We start from the raw sequence: 18,708 nt of genomic DNA, 5'->3' as shown, positions 1-18,708 counted from the left end.
TGATTATTATCAAAGGATCATTAAATGAATAAACCAAATGGATATTATCAGTTGCTTGGCGCAGCTGTATTGAGTGTCGCTATACTTGGCTGCGGATGGATTTTAAAATCAGCAGCGCTTGATGTAAAAAATATGGAACGCACGGTTGAGGTTAAAGGATTAGCAGAGCGTGAAGTAACTGCTGATACAGTGATCTGGCCGGTACAATTTAGTGATGCAGATAATGACCTTGAAAAGTTAGTTGAACGGGTTGAGCAGAAAAATGCCGCAGTGATCGCTTTTTTAAAACTGCATGGCTTTGATGAACAAGAGATCAGCCAAGGTAGGCAATCAATTGTTGATAAACAAGCGCGCGAATACGGCGCTGATAATCAACAGTTTCGCTATATTGCCCGCGCAAATATTACCGTGTATTCGCAGCAGCCTGATAAAGTGCAAAACGCCTTAACTAAGGTGGGCCAGCTAGCCAAACAAGGTATTGCGATTGTGCAAGATAACTATGAAACCCGCATTGAATATTTGTTCTCTGGGCTAAACGATATAAAACCAGCAATGGTGCAAGAAGCCACCGAAAAAGCTCGCGAAGTGGCATTAAAATTTGCCAAGGACTCACAGTCAAAACTAGGTAAAATTCGCACCGCAAGACAAGGGCAGTTTAGTATAATCGACCGCGATTCAAACACTCCGCAGATCAAAAAAGTGCGAGTTGTAACCAGCGTTGAATATTATTTATCTGATTAATATTATTTGTGTTGTACAAGGTAGCGCTCAACTTGTTCTGTTTTACAGCGTAAGTAAGCGCCACTGAGCAGTATTTTATAGTCACTGAGTGGCTTGTCTGGGCTTGTTTGAGATAACGTGAGTAAGGCTTTTAAGAATGCGGCAGTGTTTATATTGCTCTGATTTTGTTTAAACTCAACTTCCATTAATGCCAGCAAGGCCGAAAATTCATGCTTTGGTAAGCTGTGTTGGGCTGGATTGTTTGCAATGTAACTTGCAACTGGGGTCAGCCCGATATCATTAACTTGCGCTAAAGCTTGCAACAAGTTTTCGTTACTTTCAAATAGCATCAGTGAACGTACATAATTAAACGGTAATTTAGCCTCACTACACTCGCTAAATAAGCGGTGCAATACATTTTGCTGCTGTTGGTTTTGTTGTGTAAAACCATGATTGAACTTTAGACCAGGGGTAAAAAAACTTAATTGGTCGGTATTATTTAGCTGACTGATGATGGCTGTTGGTAGCGAGTGTTGAGTTAATATGCGTGTGGCGATATTTTGCAGATAAGTATATTTTACACTCATGCGTTGCGCACTGCTATATAAGTGCTGTAACTGCATGGCTTGTTGTATTGCAGATAAACTGGCAAAGCTATCAACAATGGCTTGCAACTGATGCTGCTGCATCTGTTGGTTTAGTTGACTGATACATGTATCCATTGTTAATCCTATACGTTACGTGTATATCAAGTGCTTTATCCTAGCGTAAAGCACTTGTTGGTCAAGTGTTTATCTATCTTTCAGGCAATAAAAAAGGCCGTAGATACGGCCTTTGTATATGTTATAAAGTAAGGATGCTTAAGCTGCTAGTTTGCTTGCAACCCACTCATCAACAAAGTTCTCTAGTACGTTTAGTGGCACTGCGCCATTTTTAAGTACCACATCATGGAATTCACGGATATCAAACTTATCACCTAGTTTAACCTTGGCAGCTTCACGAAGTTCTAGAATCTTCAGCATACCTACTTTGTAAGCCGTTGCTTGCGAAGGCATTACAATGTGGCGTTCAACCATTTTAACGCCGTCAGACGTCGCGTTTGGCGTGTTATTTACGTAGTAATCAATACCCTGTTGGCGAGTCCACTTCATTTCGTGGATACCAGTATCAACCACTAAGCGACATGCTCGCCATAGTTCCATCGATAGACGGCCAAAGTCAGAATAAGGGTCTGCATACATGCCCATTTCTTTTGGTAATAACTCTGAGTACAAGCCCCAACCTTCGATATAGGCTGTGTAGCCACCGAATTTACGGAACTTAGGCACGCCTTCAAGCTCTTGCGAAATTGCAATTTGCATGTGGTGACCTGGAATACCCTCGTGATAAGCCAGCGCTTCCATTTGATACGTTGGCATTGCTTCCATGTCGTAAAGGTTAGCGTAGTAAACACCCGGGCGTGAACCATCTGGTGCAGGCTGTTGGTAGAATGCTTTACCAGCCGCTTTTTCACGGAAGGCTTCAACACGCTTAACAATCATGTCGGCTTTAGGCTTAACAATGAATAGCTCATCCAAGCGTGATTTCATGGTGTTAATAAGTGCCGTGGCTTCGTCAAGGTATTGCTGCTTACCTGCTTCAGTATTAGGTAAGTAAAATTGCTTATCGGTTTTCATAAACTGCATAAAGGCTTTTAAATCGCCTTTAAAACCAACTTTTTCTTTGATTTGGCGCATTTCGTCATGAATACGAGATACTTCAGCTAAACCGATGGTGTGGATCTCTTTAGCCGTTAAATCAGTGGTAGTCGTGCGCGCTAATGCGTTGTTGTAAAACGCTTCGCCATCAGGAAACTTCCAAGCACCATCACGATCATCAGCACGTTTTTCAAGCTGTGCCAAATAATTAATCAACTTAGAGTAAGAAGGTTTTACAGCCGCTTTAAGGGCTTTCTCAGCATCGCTGATTAACGCGTCTTTATCAGCTTGAGCAATTTCAAGCTTCGCAACTTTACGTTTAAAGTCGGCAAGTAAGGTGGAATCATCACCTTGTTCAAATGGCGCACCGTGAATGATATTTTTGCTTGAATCAATCACATGTGGGAATACAAATTTAGGAGCGATAATGCCTTTATCAGCACGTACTTCTAAATCAGTGATCAGTTGATCAATAACCGTGGTTACGCCATTCAAACGCGAGATGTAGGCTTTGGCATCGGCAACATCAGAAATCTGGTGTTGGTTGATTAAAAAGGCCGGGATCATCGAGTGAGTACCAAACATTTGGTTCACTGGGTAGTTATGATAGCGCCATTTAAAATCAGCAATGCTGTTTTCAAGGTCTTGCTTTTTAAGGTCATAACTAACTTTTGTGGTGTCATCTAGGAGTTCGCGGTTAATAGCGTTTAATGCCACTAAATCATCTTTTGTTTGTTGATGATCTTTCAGTACGCGCGCTTCGCTACCGTCATCCCATTTGTCGTAGTCTTGTTTGATACCCATGTATGTTTGATAAACAGGGCTGCTCATCACATCACGGTTAAAAGTATCTTCGAAAAACGCATTCGCTTTGTCTATTTCGCTTTGTACCGGTTGTGCTTGTACAGTTGGCGTGCTTTGTTGCTCTGGTGTTTGCTGGCAACCACCTAGCAGTGCAATACTCACTGCGGCGGCGATAAAGGTTAGTTTACGCATGTTTTCCCTTTTGTTGTTAGAAACCATTGAAGGTTATTAATTATTATTAGTGTGTATTTGTTAGTAAAGTTTGGGTCGTTATTACACAAACAATTCTAGCAGGTCATTTAAAAAACGATGACCTTTTTGGCTTACCTGCCAGTGACTATCCGTTTGCTTAAGCAAACCCTTGGCAATGGCTTGTTGCAGCGCATCTGCTTGGCTTTGCAGCGGTAACTGAGTTAAGGCTGTAAAGTCACTAATTGGGCAGGCTTCAAATAACCGTAAGCGATTCATAAAGAATTCAAACGGTAAGTCGTGCTGTTCAACTGGCCACTGTTTAAATAAATACGGCTTAGCTAAATCCATATAACCGCGAGGATGTTTTACTTTCTCAGTGCGGGTAATGATGCCTGTTTTAGCATCGGTTACCTTACCATGGGCACCACAACCAATGCCTAAATAATCGCCAAAGCGCCAATAATTCAAGTTATGTTGGCATTGAAAACCCGGTTTTGCATAGCCGGAAATTTCATATTGCTGATAACCTGCCTCAGTAAGTAAGGCTTGGCCTTGCTCTTGAATATCCCATAAGGTGTCATCGGCCGGTAACGTTGGCGGTTTAGAGGCAAATTGGGTATTGGCCTCAATCGTTAACTGATACCACGAAATATGTGGCGGATTAAGGGCGATGACTTTTTTCAAGTCGCTCAGCGCATCAGCAACAGATTGCCCCGGTAAGCCGTGCATTAAATCAAGATTAAAGCTATTTAAACCTGCTTCATGAGCTTGCTCGGCGGCATATATGGCTTCATCAGCACCGTGAATACGCCCCAGCGCTTTGAGTTTGTCGTCTTGCATGCTTTGCACACCAATCGAAATACGATTAATGCCAGCTGCCACATAGTCTTTAAAACGGCCTGTTTCAACCGTACCGGGGTTAGCTTCTAAGGTGATCTCGCAGTTTTCACTTAGGCCAATTAATGAATCCACCGCCGTTAATAAATTAACGTAGGCCTCACCGGTTAATAAGCTAGGCGTGCCACCACCGATAAAGATTGAATGAATTTTACGTCCTTGCACTAAGTGCAGATCGGTTTTTAAATCATCAATTAAATGCTGCACATATTCCTTTTCAGGGATCTCACCTTTTTGACCGTGACTATTAAAATCACAATACGGGCACTTTTGCACACACCAAGGGACGTGCACATATAAACTTAATGGTGGTAAATTCACAGGCCGCCTTTGAGCTTAAGCTCAGACAATAAATGTTGTAATGCCTGACCACGATGGCTTACTGCATTTTTTTGCTGTTTAGTCAGTTGCGCACTGGTGCATTCAAGTTCTGGCACATAAAAAATAGGGTCGTAACCAAAACCACCTTGGCCATCTTGGCTTTGCGTAATTTGTCCTTCCCAGCTAGCACTGCAAATCAGTGGAGTAGGGTCATCAGCATGACGTATTAATACCAGCACACACCAAAAGCGCGCACTGCGGTTAGGGTTGTTAGCAAGTTCGCTTAATAATTTATCAATATTATCTTGATCGCTAGCGCCTTCTCCGGCATAGCGAGCTGAGTAAACGCCAGGGGCGCCGTTAAGGCCATCAACCTCTAACCCTGAGTCGTCAGCAATAGCTGGTAGCCCCGTTATTTTTGCAGCATGGCGAGCTTTGATAATAGCGTTTTCAACAAAGGTGGTGCCTGTTTCTGCTACTTCTGGCACATTAAAATCGCTTTGTGGCACAACGTTTATTTCAAGCGGGTTTAGCATCTGCGCTAATTCGTTGACTTTACCCGGATTGCCAGTGGCTAACACTAAAGTTTTTTTCATGAATTAATCTACGTAAAATTTTTGCTGGAACTGCAGCTTTTGAAATTGATTACCTTGTTGTATTTCAATTTCAAAGCGCAGAATTTCTTCGTTAGTAAAATCAACTTGCGCGAGGTAATAAATTGCATCGCCTTCGATGACTTCTTTGAAGTCCAAGGTTTGCTTATTACCAAGTAGGTTTTTAGCAGTGCCTTTAAGAATGGCCGTTTGCGCTGTGGCATCGGTATCTTTTTTAAGGATTGAAATATTGACAATGCCCTTATAACCACTACGTTCTAGGCCATAGGTTTTGGCTATTTGTGGTTGAATAAAGGTTGACGGAAATGCAATGTAATGTACTTGCCATGGGCCGAGTTCTTTGTATTGTGCGCCTTGCATTTGTTCACTGTGGGCACTAAAGGTAATACCTGCTAATGCAAAGAATAAAATACTTGCGAGCTTTTTCATAAATGACTCTTAAAAAAAGAGGCCTAGTAGGCCTCTGTGTTAATGATAAGGTTAGCCGACTAAATCAATAAACAAAAACTGGGCAAATTGCAGCGCGATAATTAACACTAAAATTGATAGATCTAAGCCGCCCAGTGGCGGTAACACTTTACGAATAGGTCTTAACATTGGTTCAGTTAGCTGCTGAAATACCGCTTCTACTGGATTGTTGCCTTGGCTTACCCAGCTTAATAACGCGCGAATAATTAATACCCAAAACAGTAAGTTTAAGCCTTCTTTAATCACCGTTACTAGCGCATTTAAAAGTACAAATCCAACTTCCCATGTCGCGCCTACTAAAAATATCAGCGCAGTAATTTTTGCAGCAGCGACAATGAACGCCAGTAATAACGAAGCTAAGTCTAGGCCACCTAACCCTGGAATAATTTTACGCAGTGGATTAACAGCAAATGAAGTAGCTTTGACCACAAACTGACTCAACGGATTGTAAAAATCAGCCTTGGCGGCTTGTAGCCAAAAGCGCATTAATACGACCATTAAAAATAGATCGAATAGTGTGCTTATTAAAAATTGCATGGCGTTCATAACGTACCTTAATTAAAAACCTTAAACATAAATAGGGCTAAAAGCAGCAAAGTGCTTTTAAAGTTCTTGTTCCATTTGTTCCGCGCGAGCAATACAGGCATCCATTGCATCGGCGACAGTGTTAGTCAGACCGTGTGCTTTTAAATGTTCAACAGCTGCATGCGTGGTGCCACCTTTTGATGTCACATTAGCACGCAATTGTGAAATACTAATATCAGGTTGTGATACCGCCATTTCAGCTGCACCTAATGCTGTTTGCTGTACTAAGCGACGTGCGTCTTCATCGCTAAAGCCAAGTGCTTTGGCTTTTTCTTCTATGGCTTCCATAAATAAGAAAAAGTAAGCCGGTGATGACCCCGTAACAGCAATAACATCGTTAATTTGTGACTCTTGCTCAACCCATACCGCAATACCTGTACATTCAAATACTTGTTGCACAAAAGTATGTTCTTGCTCGGTTTCGCCGGCACCAAATAAACCTGATACACCGCGCCCTAATAAAGACGGGGTATTTGGCATACAACGTACCATCTTAACGTCTTGTCCGAGCATTTCACGTAACCGCTTAACCGTTAAGCCTGCGGCGACAGAAATAAATAGCTTATCGCTAAAGTCGATACCCGAATCTTGAAATGATTGACATAAATCACCCATCATTTGCGGCTTTACAGACAACACAATAACATCGGCATCGCGCAGTGCTTCGTTGTTATCTGCGGTGGTTTTAACCCCGAAATCCGCTGCTACCTTAGCGAGTTTTTCTTGGTTACGATTTGTTGCAATAATACTCGATGCAGCAAATCCTTTTTTTACCATGCCGCCAATAATGGCGTAGCTCATATTACCTGTGCCTATGAATGCAATTGTTTTATCTGACATATCTTAGTTATCACCTTAGCTTCGTTGGCCAAAAATATCCGTGCCGATGCGTACCATGGTTGAGCCTGCTGCAATCGCAGCTTCGACATCACCACTCATCCCCATCGACAGGGTGTCTATTTGAGGATATTGGGCTTTAAGTCTATCAAAGCAAGCACGTAATTGCTCAAAATATTGTATTTGTTGCTGTGGATCGTCAGTTTTTGCTGGGATTGCCATGACACCACGCAATTCTAAATGCGGGCAATGGTGAATAAATTCAGCGAGGCTTGCAAGTTTATCGGGGTGGCAGCCTGATTTTGAGTCCTCTAAGCTGATATTTACTTGGATCAGTACTTTTAAAGGGGCTTTATCTGCGGGCCTTTGATCGTTTAAACGTTGCGCTATTTTTTCACGTTCAATACTTTGCACCCAATCAAAGTGGCTGGCAACAAGGGCGGTTTTATTTGATTGAATAGGGCCAATGAAATGCCAAACAATATCGCTATAATTTGCTAATTGGGTTATTTTATCAACAGCTTCTTGAACGTATGATTCACCAAATTCTCGGTGACCTTGTTGATAAGCCGCTAGAATGAAATCAGCAGGTTTGGTTTTTGATACTGCCAACAAGCAGACATCGTGTTCATTACGATGATGTTTTTTTGCCGCTAGGGCAATTCTAGCATAGGCGGACTTAAGTCGTTCTGCTATTGTAACCATATAATTATCAGTTAGTTGTGGAGTCATAAATGGATATTACCGAATTATTGGCCTTTAGTGTGCAGCACAAAGCATCAGATTTACACTTATCATCAGGGGTTGCGCCAATGATCCGTGTTGATGGTGATGTGCGACGTATTAATATACCAGCGCTGGAAAACAAAGATGTTAACAGCCTAGTTTACGATATTATGAACGATAATCAACGCAAGGACTATGAACAAAACCTTGAAGTGGATTTTTCTTTTGAAGTGCCAAACTTAGCACGTTTTCGTGTTAATGCCTTCAACTCAAATCGAGGCCCCGCAGCTGTATTTCGTACCATTCCCAGTGAAGTGCTGACGCTTGATGATTTAGGTGCGCCAGATATATTTAAAACAATCTCAGATACGCCGCGTGGTTTAGTGTTGGTAACAGGACCTACAGGCTCTGGTAAGTCGACCACCTTGGCTGCGATGGTGGATCATATAAATCAACACAAGCATCATCATATTTTAACCATCGAAGATCCCATCGAGTTTGTGCACGACAATAAACTATCGTTAATTAATCAACGTGAAGTGCATCGCGATACGCATAGTTTTTCTAATGCACTGCGCAGTGCTTTACGTGAAGATCCAGACGTGATTTTGGTTGGTGAGCTACGTGATTTAGAAACTATTCGCCTTGCCATGACTGCTGCTGAAACCGGCCATTTAGTATTTGGTACATTGCATACTACGTCAGCCCCGAAAACCATTGACCGTATTATCGATGTGTTTCCTGGTGAAGAAAAAAGTATGATCCGCTCAATGCTTTCAGAGTCATTACGCGCAGTTATTTCACAAACCCTGTTGAAAAAAATTGGTGGCGGGCGAGTCGCAGCACATGAAATCATGATTGCAGTGCCTGCGATCCGTAACCTTATCCGCGAAGATAAAATTGCGCAAATGTATTCGTCGATTCAAACTGGCGCATCGCATGGTATGCAAACCATGGATCAGTGTTTAATCAATTTAGTGAATCACGGTGTTGTTACCAATGCTGAAGCGCGTGCTAAAGCACAAGATAAAAATAATTTCGGCGGCTAGGCCCGAGTAAGGAGCAGTAATGACACATTCTCTTGATTACTTTTTACATTTGATGATTGAAAAGCAAGGTTCGGATTTATTCGTATCGAGCCAATTGCCAGTCAGCGCAAAGATTAATGGCGAGCTAATTGCACTTGGCGACGAAAAAATATCAGACGAAGAGTCGCTGCAATTAGTTGAATCAGCGATGAGTGAAAAACAAAAAGCAGAGTTTCATAATACTAAAGAGTGCAACTTTGCCATAGCTACCGATGAAGGGCGCTTTAGGATCTCGGCATTTTGGCAACGAGATTGCGCGGGTATGGTTATTCGCCGTATTGTTACGCAAATTCCTGATGTTGCTGAGCTTGGTCTACCGTCGACATTGACTGATGTGATCATGGCTAAACGTGGTTTAGTGCTGTTTGTCGGTGGTACTGGCACCGGTAAATCAACGTCGTTGGCTGCATTATTAGGTTACCGTAATCGTAATCAACGTGGGCATATCTTGACTATTGAAGACCCGATTGAGTTTGTCCATGAACATCGCAAAAGTATTATTACTCAGCGTGAAGTTGGCTTAGATACGGAAAGTTTTGAGGCGGCGTTAAAAAGCTCATTACGCCAAGCCCCCGATGTCATTTTAATTGGTGAAATACGTTCGCAAGAGACCATGGAATACGCACTTAGTTTTGCTGAAACCGGTCATTTATGTGTTGCTACATTACATGCCAATAACGCTAACCAAGCAATTGACCGTATTATGCATTTAGTGCCTAAAGAAAAGCACGATAAGCTAAAATATGATCTATCCTTAAACTTACGAGCTATCATAGCACAACAACTAGTGCCTACAGCCGATGGCAATGGTCGAGTAGCTGCTATCGAAATTTTATTAAATACCCCGATTATCGGCGAGCTTATCAAAAAAGGCGACATTGGCGGCATTAAAGAAGCCATGGCTAAAGCGAAAGATATGGGTATGCAAACCTTTGATCAAGCGTTATTTGAGCTCTATAAACAGCAACGTATCAACTATGCAGATGCTTTGCATCACGCTGACTCACCTAACGATTTACGTTTGATGATTAAGCTTCGAAATAATGAACAGCAAGGGGCTGGTTTTTTACAGGGAGTAACAATTGACGGGTTAGAACCTAAAGGTCAGTAGTATGAAAAAACGCATAAAATGGTTACTTGTAACAGTTAGTTTTTATGTTGTTAGTAACTCATTTTTTGCGATGGCGACAGATCAATCGATTGCTATTTTTATCCGAGATGACGTGCATTATGATTACACACATTTTTTAGCCGGTAGAGCACCGCAGGATATTACTGATTTTAGTGGTCGATTTATACGTCGCGATGTAGTTGATATGATCATTGCCCAACAAGCCTTGTACTTGGGGGGCTTTAATAAAACTTTCAGTTATCAAATTGGTAAAATTAATTTTCGTAATACCAAACTGTTAGAAAAAGGTGAGCTACTGATCAGCTTTGATAGTTATTGGTATGAAGATGCCAAATCACTAGCAGATAAAGTGTATATCAGCGATGAGCTGATCCGTAAAGGCGAGTATTTTGCGGGGATTTTTACTTCTCCAAACAATAAAAAAGTATTTCAGCTGCAGCACCTGTCAGATTTTAATCAACTAACTAGTGTGTCTACGCCGCGTTGGCGTACAGATTGGAAAACTTTATCGCAATTACCATTAAAAGATCTAGTTGCAGAGGATGAATGGCTCAGTCAAGTGCGTATGGTATCGATGCAATGGATTGATTTTATGTTAATGCCACTGATGCCACAGATGGGTAACCAATATGTACTTGAAGATATTGTTTTGCAAGCGGTACCTAATGTGCTGATATTATTAGATGATAGTCGTCATTTTGTAATATCAAAACGCCATCCTGATGGCGCTCAGGCTTTTAAAGCGTTGCAAAAAGGCTTAAAGATATTACGAGAACAAGGTGCGATAGAAAAAGCCTATCGCCAAGCTGGATTTATTCCTGAACTGAGTGAGCAGCTTATTATAAACCTACCGCTTACCCGTAAGCTTGTTCAAAGAAGCTTTCCAAAATAATAACAGCCGACATATTATCCACATTTCCTTTACCTAAGCTACGGTAACCGCCTTGCTCAAATAATCGTGCTTTTGCATCTGCTGTGGTTAAACGTTCGTCTTGGGTCTCTACAGGCAGTCCATAGTGATTATGTAAGCGGTTGGCAAACTTTTTAGCTTTAAAGGTGACTTCTTGATTTGTGCCATCCATATTAAGCGGTAATCCAACCACCAGTAAATCAGGTTGCCACTCATCGACATGCTTTTTAATAAAATCCCAATTTGGAATACCATCTTTGGCTTTGATAGCGCTTAGGCTCGATGCGGTTCCTGTTAGTTCTTGGCCGATAGCAACACCAATGCTGGTGGTGCCAAAATCAAAGCCCATCACGGTGCGTTCACCTTTGGGCTTTAGTTGTTTTTTAGTCATGCTATCTCTGTGCTTTAAAATTGTGGTTGACCACGCTTATGCGTGGCCAGCTTCCGAACTTAATTGGCTAATATCAAAACCGAGCGTCGCGACTGCTTTTTCCCAGCGTTGCTCTATCGGTGTGTTAAAAATAATCTCAGGATCGGCTTTTATAATTAGCCATGAATTTTCGAGTAGCTCTTGTTCGAGCTGGCCTTGCTCCCAACCCGCATAGCCCAGTGTAATAATAAACTGTTCTGGTGCTTGGGCTGTGGTTAAACTTGCTAACACATCTTTGGATGTGGTTATCATGATTTCGCTGCTAAGTTCTTGGCTTGCGCTATAACCTGCTTTTGGAGAATGCAGTACAAAACCACGATCGGTTTTTACAGGTCCTCCAGCAAATACTGCAACACTTGCTGCGTGGGTGGATTTGTCGTTATCAATCTCTATTTTGTCGAGCAAGTCGCCGACAGTAATATTGATCGGCTGGTTGATCACCAGCCCCATAGCCCCGTCTTCATTGTGCTCACAAATATACGCGACAGCACGTTTAAAAAAAGGGTCTTGCATTGATGGCATTGCGATTAAAAAATGATTTTCTAATGATTGCATAACGATACCCCTTTATTGTTAGTAAATTTAAGTATGGCTCAGTTTTCTTTCTATGGCATCAAATAAGCGCCCAGTAATTGAAATATCATAGGCAGCTTCGATTTCTTTTACGCAGGTAGGCGCTGTAACATTAATTTCTGTTAGCTTATCACCAATGATATCAAGACCTACAAAAATAAGCCCTTTAGCTTTTAATGTTGGTGCAACGGCTTCGGCAATTCTACGATCTGAATCACTGATTGGGCGTGCTTCACCACGACCGCCAACAGCTAAATTACCACGTGTTTCACCATTTTGTGGAATGCGGGCTAGGCAATATGGGATCACTTCGCCATCGACCACCAATACGCGTTTATCACCTTGTTTGATCTCTGGGATATAGTTTTGTGCCATGGCAAAACGGCTACCGTGTTCGGTGAGTGTTTCGCAAATAACCCCAATGTTGGCATCATTTTCAGTCACACGGAAAATAGAGGCGCCACCCATACCATCTAAAGGTTTTAGAATGATGTCTTTATGTTCAGCCAAAAATGCGCGGATCTGGTGCTTACAACGGGTTACTAAAGTGTCAGGTGTATGCTCACTAAACCATGCGGTGAATAACTTTTCGTTCGCATCACGCAGGCTTTGTGGCTTATTAATAATAAGCGTGCCTTCAAGTTCGGCGCGTTCTAAAATATAGGTTGCGTAAATGTACTCAGTATCAAACGGTGGATCTTTACGCATTAAAATAACATCTAAATCAGCAAGTGCGATACTGGCTTTTTCTTCCAGCTCATACCAATGGTTTGTATCGTCGAACACGGTTGCTTTTGCGGCTGTGGCATACGCTTTGCCTTTACGCAATGAAAGATCATTCATTTCCATGTAGTAAATTTCATAGCCACGGCTTTGGGCTTGCATCATCATTGCAAAACCGGTGTCTTTTTTGATGTTGAATCCGCTGATCGGATCTGAAATTATACCTAACTTAATTGCCATGTTCGTTGCCTTACTGAATCTGTTGCTATTGATATGAGGGTGGTTTTACTAATTTCAATTAGCTAAATCGCCAAATTGTAGCTGTAGTGCACTTAAGACTGTCAAAGCGGCAGTTTCAGTGCGCAGCACGCGTGGGCCGATACGGATATCAACAAAATTTTGTTGTTTGGTCTGGGCAATTTCATCATCAGTGAAGCCACCTTCAGGACCAACTAAAAACCGCACGCCAGCGCTAGGTACTTCGATTGTTTTAATACTGTGCTCTGCACGAGGGTGTAGGGTAAGCTTAATTTCATCACTGCTTTGTGCAAGCCATTGGCTGATGTCTATCGGTGGATGAATCGTGGTGATCCGGTTACGACCAGATTGCTCTGCTGCAGCAATCGCTATTTTTTGCCATTGCTGGTGTTTTTTTGCAAGTCGCTCGGCGCTTAATTTAACGCCACAACGTTGACTGAAAATAGGGGTGATTTCAGTGATCCCTAATTCAACAGACTTTTGAATGGTAAAGTCCATTTTGTCACCGCGAGAAATCCCTTGCCCTAGGTGAATGCTCAGCGGTGATTCAACATCTTTTTCATTAAATTCAAGCGGCATTGCAACGACTGATTTTTTTCCTACTTCAATGAGTTCGCAAAGATATTCGCCGCCTTGGCCATTAAATAATGAAATATGCTCACCGACTTTCATCCGTAATACGCGACCTATGTGGCCTGCTGCATCATCTTCTAACTGAAGTGCAGTGGCAATTACAATAGGACTTGCTTGATAAATATGAGGAACTCTCATGATGACCTTCAACAAAAATAGCTAATATCGTTATGGTATGTAAGTCATCTCTTCGGTGCAAATACTTATTGTGAGTCAGTGATAATTAGTTAAGTTTTATTTTAACTAATTATTAAGCTTTTCACATAATGCGTCTAAATTTTGCGGTGTTTCGGCTATTTCGGTTTGGCATGATAAGTGATTATTTTGTGCTAAGTCTGTGACTGGTTCAAACAGGTATCCATCATCAATCTCTTTAATTAAAAATCGTACAGAATGTAATGAATTGAATATAAATCGTTGTTTATCATCAGCTAATAAATAATCCGTTTGATTGTATAGTACACCGGCAATATCATGGTGTTCATGTAAATAACTCGCCAGTTCTGACACGCTAATTTCATTACTAAAGTCGCAGTAGCAATAATCTTTGATCAACTGGTCAAACATTAATTTAACCAAGTGACGGGTATTTGCACCAGCAACAACAAGGGTACTTGGACTGGTGCCGTGTGGCTGAGCAAAATAATGTTCAGTGAATTGCCGGCTGAATTCACTGTCGTTATCGATCAGTAGATAGTTATTTACTTCAAACGGCATAAGGCCCCACGTATTACGTCATTTTCAATATTAAATTGAAAACATACTTATTAGTAAATAGCCTATAGCGCTGAAAACAGCAAATTCAATGCAAGCTATTCCAATATTATCCTGATGATCAATTTCAAGCTCAGTATCAATGTTTGGCAAAGAGATGAACTTGATTATAGTCGTTAATAGATACAGTAATAACCACATAGTGCCGCAATGTAAAGCTAATGTGAATAAATTCTCAACCATTTTACCACTGTGAAAAGTGGCACTGGCAAGACCCGCATAGATAGCTAATGCAAGGCCAATGGATTTACCGGCATAACGAATGCCAATAGAGGTGTTTTCTAAATTAAAGTTACTTTGTAATGACGCCCCTTGATTGGCGCGAGCAAAGCGATATTCACGGAATTTACTGTCTAAGGCAAAAATAGTTTGCAGTAAAAAGAAGCTGACAAAAGCAATTAGTAAGCTGCTAAACCCTTGGGTATGAGACCAGCTGTATAGCCCTAATGTAATAATACAGTTAGCGATCAACATGCCTGAATCTACCAACGCGGCACAGACATTTTGTTTTAGTATGGCGGCTTCTTCATTAAAGCGGTGCAAAATCCACTTGCGGTGGATCAAGTGGCCTACTTTAATAAAAGTAAACAACAGTACTATCAGTATAATCATCTTAAGCGGGTTTGATTGGGCTGCACTGATACTAATTTCATCAAATAAAAATGCTACAGTCGCGATCACTACACTGATTTCTGACGCAAAACTAATTCCTAGAGCAAAATTGTCATGTTGAGCAAGTTCTTCTTTTAATGCTTGTTTAGCCTTGAGTTGACTTACTACCCGCAAACAAATAACAGCTAAACAAATAACCATAAAACAGATAGCAATCGCGAGTAAACTAGTGTTAGATAAAGATAAATATGACATTGAGAACCTAGGGTGGTTATTATTATGTTAACTATTCTAGTACGGTTACGACTGATATAAAAGAGAGTATTTGATGACACCAGGCGAACAACTCCCAACAGCACTGCATGGCTTAGGCAGCGAACGTTTTTTTCAGCTATATCCAGAGCTTCCTGCTAATGAATTAATTATTAATTTGTTAGGTTTGAGTGACTTTTCCTGGCGTTGCCTGCAATCTCAGCCGCAGTTAATTGAGATGTTGCTCAGTGATACTCAAATGAGTTTTCGAGATAGTCCTAACCCATTTCAAGACTTAAATCTTACCGAGGTTGATGAAGCGCAGTGCCATAAAATTTTACGCCGTTACCGGGAACGCTATTGGCTAAAAGTAGCGTGTTTAGATTTATGTTACAGCAATGATATAGCCGATAGTATTGGCTATATCTCGGCTTTAGCCGATCAGCTAATTGATAGTGCCAATAACTGGGCATTTGCCCAGGTTGCTCAGATTAATGGGCAACCATTCGATGAGCAACAACTGCCACTGGCGATGTTGGTATTAGGAATGGGTAAGTTAGGTGGCCAAGAACTTAACTATTCGTCAGATATCGATTTAATTTTTTCTTATCCGCGTAGTGTAAAAACTCAAGGTGGGCGGCGCTCTTTAGAAGCGCAAGTGTTTTACACTAAAGTGGCACAAAAGCTGATTGCCGCACTTAATCAAACAACGGTTGATGGACAAGTATTTAGGGTCGATATGCGGCTGCGACCTTTTGGTGAAAGTGGCCCCTTGGTGATGAGTTTTAATGCCATGGAAGATTACTACCAAGATCAAGGCCGTGAATGGGAACGCTACGCCATGCTCAAAGGGCGTTTAATTGGCCCGCAAACGCGCTACAGTGATGAATTCTATCAGTTATTAAAACCGTTTGTGTATCGTCGTTATATTGACTTTTCAGTGATTGAATCGTTGCGTAAAATGAAACAAATGATAGCTCAAGAAGTACGTCGTAAACGCTTGACTAACAATATAAAACTAGGTGCAGGAGGGATCCGTGAAGTGGAGTTTGTGGTGCAAGCACTGCAAATGGTAAGGGGCGGGCGAGAAGCTAATTTGCAAACACAATCCTTGCAAAAAGCACTGGCGAAGCTAGAAAACATTCAAGTTATTGGCGCAGATGAAGCAAAATTATTACGCCACAATTATTTGTTTTTAAGGCGAGTTGAGCAATATTTACAGATTTTTGCAGATCAACAAACGCAAACATTGCCAGATGATGGCCTGAACCAACAACGGCTAAATTACCTGTTAGAGCAGAGTGACTTCAGCGCATCTTTAGCGCAAATAAATGACATTATGGCTGGCATCCACAGTGAATTTGAACAAGTTATTGGTTATGAAAGTGAGCCAGTCGATCCTTGCGAAAGTGCTTTTATAAGTGCTTGGGAACACACCGATATTAGTGTTTTAACCGACCCAAATGATGCATGGCAAATACCATTAGAAGATTTTAAAGCCCGCTTAACGAAAACTAAAATTGGTCATCGTGGCCGTGATATTCTCGATAAACTCATGCCATTAATGCTAAAGCAACTATCAGACAGTCAAGCAAGTGGTGACGTATTTAGTATGATCTGCCAAGTATTAAGCAAGGTTATTTCACGAACAGCCTATTTAGAGTTGCTGTTTGAAAACCAAGGCGCGTTAAAACAGCTTGTTTCGTTGTGTTGTCATAGTAAATGGATTGGTGAGCATATTTCGCGTTACCCGATTTTACTTGATGAGCTTATCGATCCTGCGGTGCTGTATAAGCCTACACCACTGACTGCATATAAAGACGAAATACGACAGTATTTTTTACGTATTGATAGCGCAGACTTAGAACAGCAAATGGAAGCACTGCGTCAGTTTAAACAAACCCATCAACTACGTATTGCTGCCGCTGATGCAACCGGTGTGTTAGATGTAATGAAAGTAAGCGATCATTTAACAGCATTAGCCGAAGCGATAGTTGAGCAAGCGGTGAACCTTGCTTGGCAGCAAATGGCGCAGCGTTTTGGTATTCCGCCTAATACTGATGAAGAGCACAAGGGCTTTGCCGTAATAGCTTATGGTAAAACCGGTGGTTTTGAAGTGGGTTATGATTCTGATCTCGATTTAGTCTTTGTACATAATAGTGATGGCTCAGAGCAAACTAATGGCACTAAAGCGATTGATTCACGGCAGTTTTATTTAAAATTAGCACAGCGACTAATGCATTTATTTAATACTCGAACGGCGTCGGGTATTTTATATGAACTAGATACGCGGTTACGCCCAGAAGGTGCCTCAGGGTTAATGGCAATCAATCTTGAGAGCTTTAACCACTATCAGCAAACGCAAGCTTGGACATGGGAACATCAAGCGCTAGTGCGTTCTCGGATGATTTTTGGGCAACCCGAATTACAGCAGCGCTTTGCGCAAATTCGCTTAGGCATTTTGTGCCAGCAGCGCGACCCGCAAAAGCTTAAAGACGATGTGATCACCATGCGTGAAAAAATGCGCACACATTTAGCGAAAGGCAACGATATTGAGTTTGATTTAAAACAAGATACTGGCGGCATTGCTGATATTGAGTTTCTGACTCAATATTTAGTGCTTGATAACGCTTATAGCTTGGAGCAACTAACTACTTACTCAGACAACGTAAGGATTTTAACCGATGCAGCAAGGCTTGGTTGTATTAGTGATGAGATCAAGCAAGGGCTTATTACAGCCTATATTGATTATCGCTCGCGTTATCATGTGTTGAGTCTAGATCAGCAGGGACGTTGTGTAACAAAAGCTGAATTTGCGAAAGACATCGCATTTGTTACACAAGCATGGCAGCAGATATTTGAGTTAAGCGCTTAACTTCTTAGGCGCTTACAGTTTTCGCGCACATATTCAGAGGGCAGCTCGGTGATCACGGCTGCTCGCTGTTTAAAACAAAAGAAGGTATAAACTTCGTTTTCAAAGTCATCATTTATCGCCCGGCCAACTTGATAAAGCGTTGAATTAAAATTGCTATCCACTCGAAAGTGTTCTTTGATCACATAGTCTTTACTTAAATACCAATACAGAACGATATCTTCATCGCGTGCGTAATCAGTTAATACTTTTTTTAAAGTCGAGCCATTTTCAAAGCGTCTCGGCATTAACTCACCAGTCCAATTTGGTGAGGATGGTTCAACAACTTTAGCGCGCTCGGTCAGCGCCGCATCTATATTTATATCCGGATTAGCTAATTTAAGTACGTATTTATCGCGTTCATTGCTTTTATTTACCTGGTTGCGTAACGATGAATAAAAACGTGATAAACCTTGCGCAGCCGCATTTTTAGTATCTTTCATGTCCATGACTGGGCCATGACCTAATAAAAAATAAATCGCTGCGGCAATTAAAATAGCAGCTAGTGATAAATGCTTAACCCAAAACCACATGGCTCATACTCTTGTATT

At 41.4% G+C, this 18,708-nt stretch carries 20 protein-coding genes; 5 read left to right on the top strand and 15 right to left on the bottom strand.

What is annotated here, in order from left to right; translation table 11 throughout:
• The first annotated feature begins 24 nt into the window (after nt 1-24).
• Complete coding sequence (locus H5200_RS06480; RefSeq protein ID WP_182718466.1) at nt 25-741, top strand: SIMPL domain-containing protein; 717 nt, start codon at nt 25-27, stop codon at nt 739-741.
• Between the two features lie 2 nt (nt 742-743).
• Here the strand turns inward: H5200_RS06480 and H5200_RS06475 are convergent, their stop codons facing one another.
• The 8 genes from H5200_RS06475 to H5200_RS06440 all read right to left on the bottom strand — a co-directional run bounded on the left by H5200_RS06475 (nt 744) and on the right by H5200_RS06440 (nt 7,867).
• On the bottom strand, nt 744-1,442 hold the full coding sequence (locus tag H5200_RS06475) for a hypothetical protein (protein WP_182761185.1): 699 nt from the start codon (nt 1,440-1,442) through the stop codon (nt 744-746).
• A gap of 138 nt (nt 1,443-1,580) precedes the next feature.
• Entirely contained in the window at nt 1,581-3,413 is a 1,833-nt protein-coding gene (locus H5200_RS06470; RefSeq protein WP_182718464.1) for a DUF885 family protein, read from the bottom strand.
• 81 nt (nt 3,414-3,494) lie between these two features.
• Nucleotides 3,495-4,631 (bottom strand): radical SAM family heme chaperone HemW, encoded by a 1,137-nt coding sequence (gene hemW, locus H5200_RS06465; protein WP_182718463.1) that lies wholly within the window; start codon nt 4,629-4,631, stop codon nt 3,495-3,497.
• Complete coding sequence (locus H5200_RS06460) at nt 4,628-5,227, bottom strand: XTP/dITP diphosphatase (protein ID WP_182761184.1); 600 nt, start codon at nt 5,225-5,227, stop codon at nt 4,628-4,630. Before H5200_RS06460 ends, hemW begins: the two co-directional genes overlap by 4 nt.
• A 3-nt stretch (nt 5,228-5,230) precedes the next feature.
• On the bottom strand, nt 5,231-5,674 hold the full coding sequence (locus H5200_RS06455) for a DUF4426 domain-containing protein (RefSeq protein ID WP_145234922.1): 444 nt from the start codon (nt 5,672-5,674) through the stop codon (nt 5,231-5,233).
• Between the two features lie 51 nt (nt 5,675-5,725).
• Complete coding sequence (locus H5200_RS06450; protein ID WP_182718461.1) at nt 5,726-6,259, bottom strand: YggT family protein; 534 nt, start codon at nt 6,257-6,259, stop codon at nt 5,726-5,728.
• A gap of 57 nt (nt 6,260-6,316) precedes the next feature.
• Nucleotides 6,317-7,138 carry a pyrroline-5-carboxylate reductase gene (gene proC / locus H5200_RS06445; RefSeq protein ID WP_182718460.1) on the bottom strand — a complete coding sequence of 274 codons (822 nt, stop codon included), beginning with the start codon at nt 7,136-7,138 and terminating at the stop codon, nt 6,317-6,319.
• Nucleotides 7,139-7,153: 15 nt separating this feature from the next.
• Entirely contained in the window at nt 7,154-7,867 is a 714-nt protein-coding gene (locus tag H5200_RS06440; RefSeq protein ID WP_310736240.1) for a YggS family pyridoxal phosphate-dependent enzyme, read from the bottom strand.
• A gap of 2 nt (nt 7,868-7,869) precedes the next feature.
• On the opposite strand from H5200_RS06440, the gene H5200_RS06435 reads away from it, so the two are divergent.
• The 3 genes from H5200_RS06435 to H5200_RS06425 are packed head-to-tail and all read left to right on the top strand — an operon-like array spanning nt 7,870 to nt 10,973.
• Entirely contained in the window at nt 7,870-8,910 is a 1,041-nt protein-coding gene (locus H5200_RS06435; protein ID WP_145234931.1) for a type IV pilus twitching motility protein PilT, read from the top strand.
• A gap of 19 nt (nt 8,911-8,929) precedes the next feature.
• Nucleotides 8,930-10,060 (top strand): PilT/PilU family type 4a pilus ATPase, encoded by a 1,131-nt coding sequence (locus H5200_RS06430; protein WP_145234933.1) that lies wholly within the window; start codon nt 8,930-8,932, stop codon nt 10,058-10,060.
• Nucleotide 10,061: 1 nt separating this feature from the next.
• Nucleotides 10,062-10,973 (top strand): hypothetical protein, encoded by a 912-nt coding sequence (locus H5200_RS06425; RefSeq protein ID WP_145234935.1) that lies wholly within the window; start codon nt 10,062-10,064, stop codon nt 10,971-10,973.
• Here the strand turns inward: H5200_RS06425 and ruvX are convergent.
• The 6 genes from ruvX to H5200_RS06395 all read right to left on the bottom strand — a co-directional run bounded on the left by ruvX (nt 10,936) and on the right by H5200_RS06395 (nt 15,249).
• A complete protein-coding gene (gene ruvX, locus H5200_RS06420; protein WP_145234938.1) occupies nt 10,936-11,382 on the bottom strand; it encodes a Holliday junction resolvase RuvX in 447 nt (148 codons plus the stop codon). The genes H5200_RS06425 and ruvX overlap by 38 nt on opposite strands.
• A 36-nt stretch (nt 11,383-11,418) precedes the next feature.
• Complete coding sequence (locus H5200_RS06415; RefSeq protein ID WP_145234940.1) at nt 11,419-11,976, bottom strand: YqgE/AlgH family protein; 558 nt, start codon at nt 11,974-11,976, stop codon at nt 11,419-11,421.
• A gap of 27 nt (nt 11,977-12,003) precedes the next feature.
• Nucleotides 12,004-12,957 carry a glutathione synthase gene (gshB, locus tag H5200_RS06410; protein WP_145234942.1) on the bottom strand — a complete coding sequence of 318 codons (954 nt, stop codon included), beginning with the start codon at nt 12,955-12,957 and terminating at the stop codon, nt 12,004-12,006.
• Nucleotides 12,958-13,011: 54 nt separating this feature from the next.
• The gene (gene rsmE, locus H5200_RS06405; RefSeq protein ID WP_145234944.1) at nt 13,012-13,746 is read right to left on the bottom strand and encodes a 16S rRNA (uracil(1498)-N(3))-methyltransferase; all 735 of its coding nucleotides are present in this window, start codon (nt 13,744-13,746) and stop codon (nt 13,012-13,014) included.
• Between the two features lie 105 nt (nt 13,747-13,851).
• A complete protein-coding gene (locus tag H5200_RS06400) occupies nt 13,852-14,325 on the bottom strand; it encodes a hypothetical protein (RefSeq protein WP_145234946.1) in 474 nt (157 codons plus the stop codon).
• Nucleotides 14,326-14,355: 30 nt separating this feature from the next.
• Entirely contained in the window at nt 14,356-15,249 is an 894-nt protein-coding gene (locus tag H5200_RS06395; protein ID WP_149981269.1) for a hypothetical protein, read from the bottom strand.
• 73 nt (nt 15,250-15,322) lie between these two features.
• Between H5200_RS06395 and glnE the strand changes: the two genes are divergently transcribed.
• A complete protein-coding gene (glnE, locus tag H5200_RS06390; protein WP_182761183.1) occupies nt 15,323-18,121 on the top strand; it encodes a bifunctional [glutamate--ammonia ligase]-adenylyl-L-tyrosine phosphorylase/[glutamate--ammonia-ligase] adenylyltransferase in 2,799 nt (932 codons plus the stop codon).
• Here the strand turns inward: glnE and H5200_RS06385 are convergent.
• Nucleotides 18,118-18,690 carry a TcpQ domain-containing protein gene (locus H5200_RS06385; protein WP_145234952.1) on the bottom strand — a complete coding sequence of 191 codons (573 nt, stop codon included), beginning with the start codon at nt 18,688-18,690 and terminating at the stop codon, nt 18,118-18,120. The two genes, glnE and H5200_RS06385, sit on opposite strands and share 4 nt — an antisense overlap.
• Nucleotides 18,691-18,708 lie beyond the last annotated feature (18 nt).

The sequence above is a fragment of the Pseudoalteromonas sp. SG43-7 genome, assembly GCF_014164295.1.
GTDB lineage: Bacteria > Pseudomonadota > Gammaproteobacteria > Enterobacterales > Alteromonadaceae > Pseudoalteromonas > Pseudoalteromonas rhizosphaerae.
The sequence above is the reverse complement of the archived record's forward strand: the minus strand, read 5'-3'. Positions and strand labels throughout refer to the sequence as shown.

Bases quoted from the DNA above. Each gene is read 5' to 3' on its own strand.
- gshB (WP_145234942.1), bottom strand. From the start codon at position 12,957: ATGGCAATTAAGTTAGGTATAATTTCAGATCCGATCAGCGGATTCAAC.
- H5200_RS06400 (WP_145234946.1), bottom strand. From the start codon at position 14,325: ATGCCGTTTGAAGTAAATAACTATCTACTGATCGATAACGACAGTGAA.
- H5200_RS06455 (WP_145234922.1), bottom strand. From the start codon at position 5,674: ATGAAAAAGCTCGCAAGTATTTTATTCTTTGCATTAGCAGGTATTACC.
- H5200_RS06435 (WP_145234931.1), top strand. From the start codon at position 7,870: ATGGATATTACCGAATTATTGGCCTTTAGTGTGCAGCACAAAGCATCA.
- H5200_RS06395 (WP_149981269.1), bottom strand. From the start codon at position 15,249: ATGTCATATTTATCTTTATCTAACACTAGTTTACTCGCGATTGCTATC.
- H5200_RS06475 (WP_182761185.1), bottom strand. From the start codon at position 1,442: ATGGATACATGTATCAGTCAACTAAACCAACAGATGCAGCAGCATCAG.
- rsmE (WP_145234944.1), bottom strand. From the start codon at position 13,746: ATGAGAGTTCCTCATATTTATCAAGCAAGTCCTATTGTAATTGCCACT.
- ruvX (WP_145234938.1), bottom strand. From the start codon at position 11,382: ATGACTAAAAAACAACTAAAGCCCAAAGGTGAACGCACCGTGATGGGC.
- H5200_RS06385 (WP_145234952.1), bottom strand. From the start codon at position 18,690: ATGTGGTTTTGGGTTAAGCATTTATCACTAGCTGCTATTTTAATTGCC.
- H5200_RS06480 (WP_182718466.1), top strand. From the start codon at position 25: ATGAATAAACCAAATGGATATTATCAGTTGCTTGGCGCAGCTGTATTG.
- H5200_RS06430 (WP_145234933.1), top strand. From the start codon at position 8,930: ATGACACATTCTCTTGATTACTTTTTACATTTGATGATTGAAAAGCAA.
- H5200_RS06450 (WP_182718461.1), bottom strand. From the start codon at position 6,259: ATGAACGCCATGCAATTTTTAATAAGCACACTATTCGATCTATTTTTA.
- H5200_RS06425 (WP_145234935.1), top strand. From the start codon at position 10,062: ATGAAAAAACGCATAAAATGGTTACTTGTAACAGTTAGTTTTTATGTT.
- H5200_RS06470 (WP_182718464.1), bottom strand. From the start codon at position 3,413: ATGCGTAAACTAACCTTTATCGCCGCCGCAGTGAGTATTGCACTGCTA.
- glnE (WP_182761183.1), top strand. From the start codon at position 15,323: ATGACACCAGGCGAACAACTCCCAACAGCACTGCATGGCTTAGGCAGC.
- proC (WP_182718460.1), bottom strand. From the start codon at position 7,138: ATGTCAGATAAAACAATTGCATTCATAGGCACAGGTAATATGAGCTAC.
- H5200_RS06440 (WP_310736240.1), bottom strand. From the start codon at position 7,867: ATGACTCCACAACTAACTGATAATTATATGGTTACAATAGCAGAACGA.
- H5200_RS06460 (WP_182761184.1), bottom strand. From the start codon at position 5,227: ATGAAAAAAACTTTAGTGTTAGCCACTGGCAATCCGGGTAAAGTCAAC.
- H5200_RS06415 (WP_145234940.1), bottom strand. From the start codon at position 11,976: ATGCAATCATTAGAAAATCATTTTTTAATCGCAATGCCATCAATGCAA.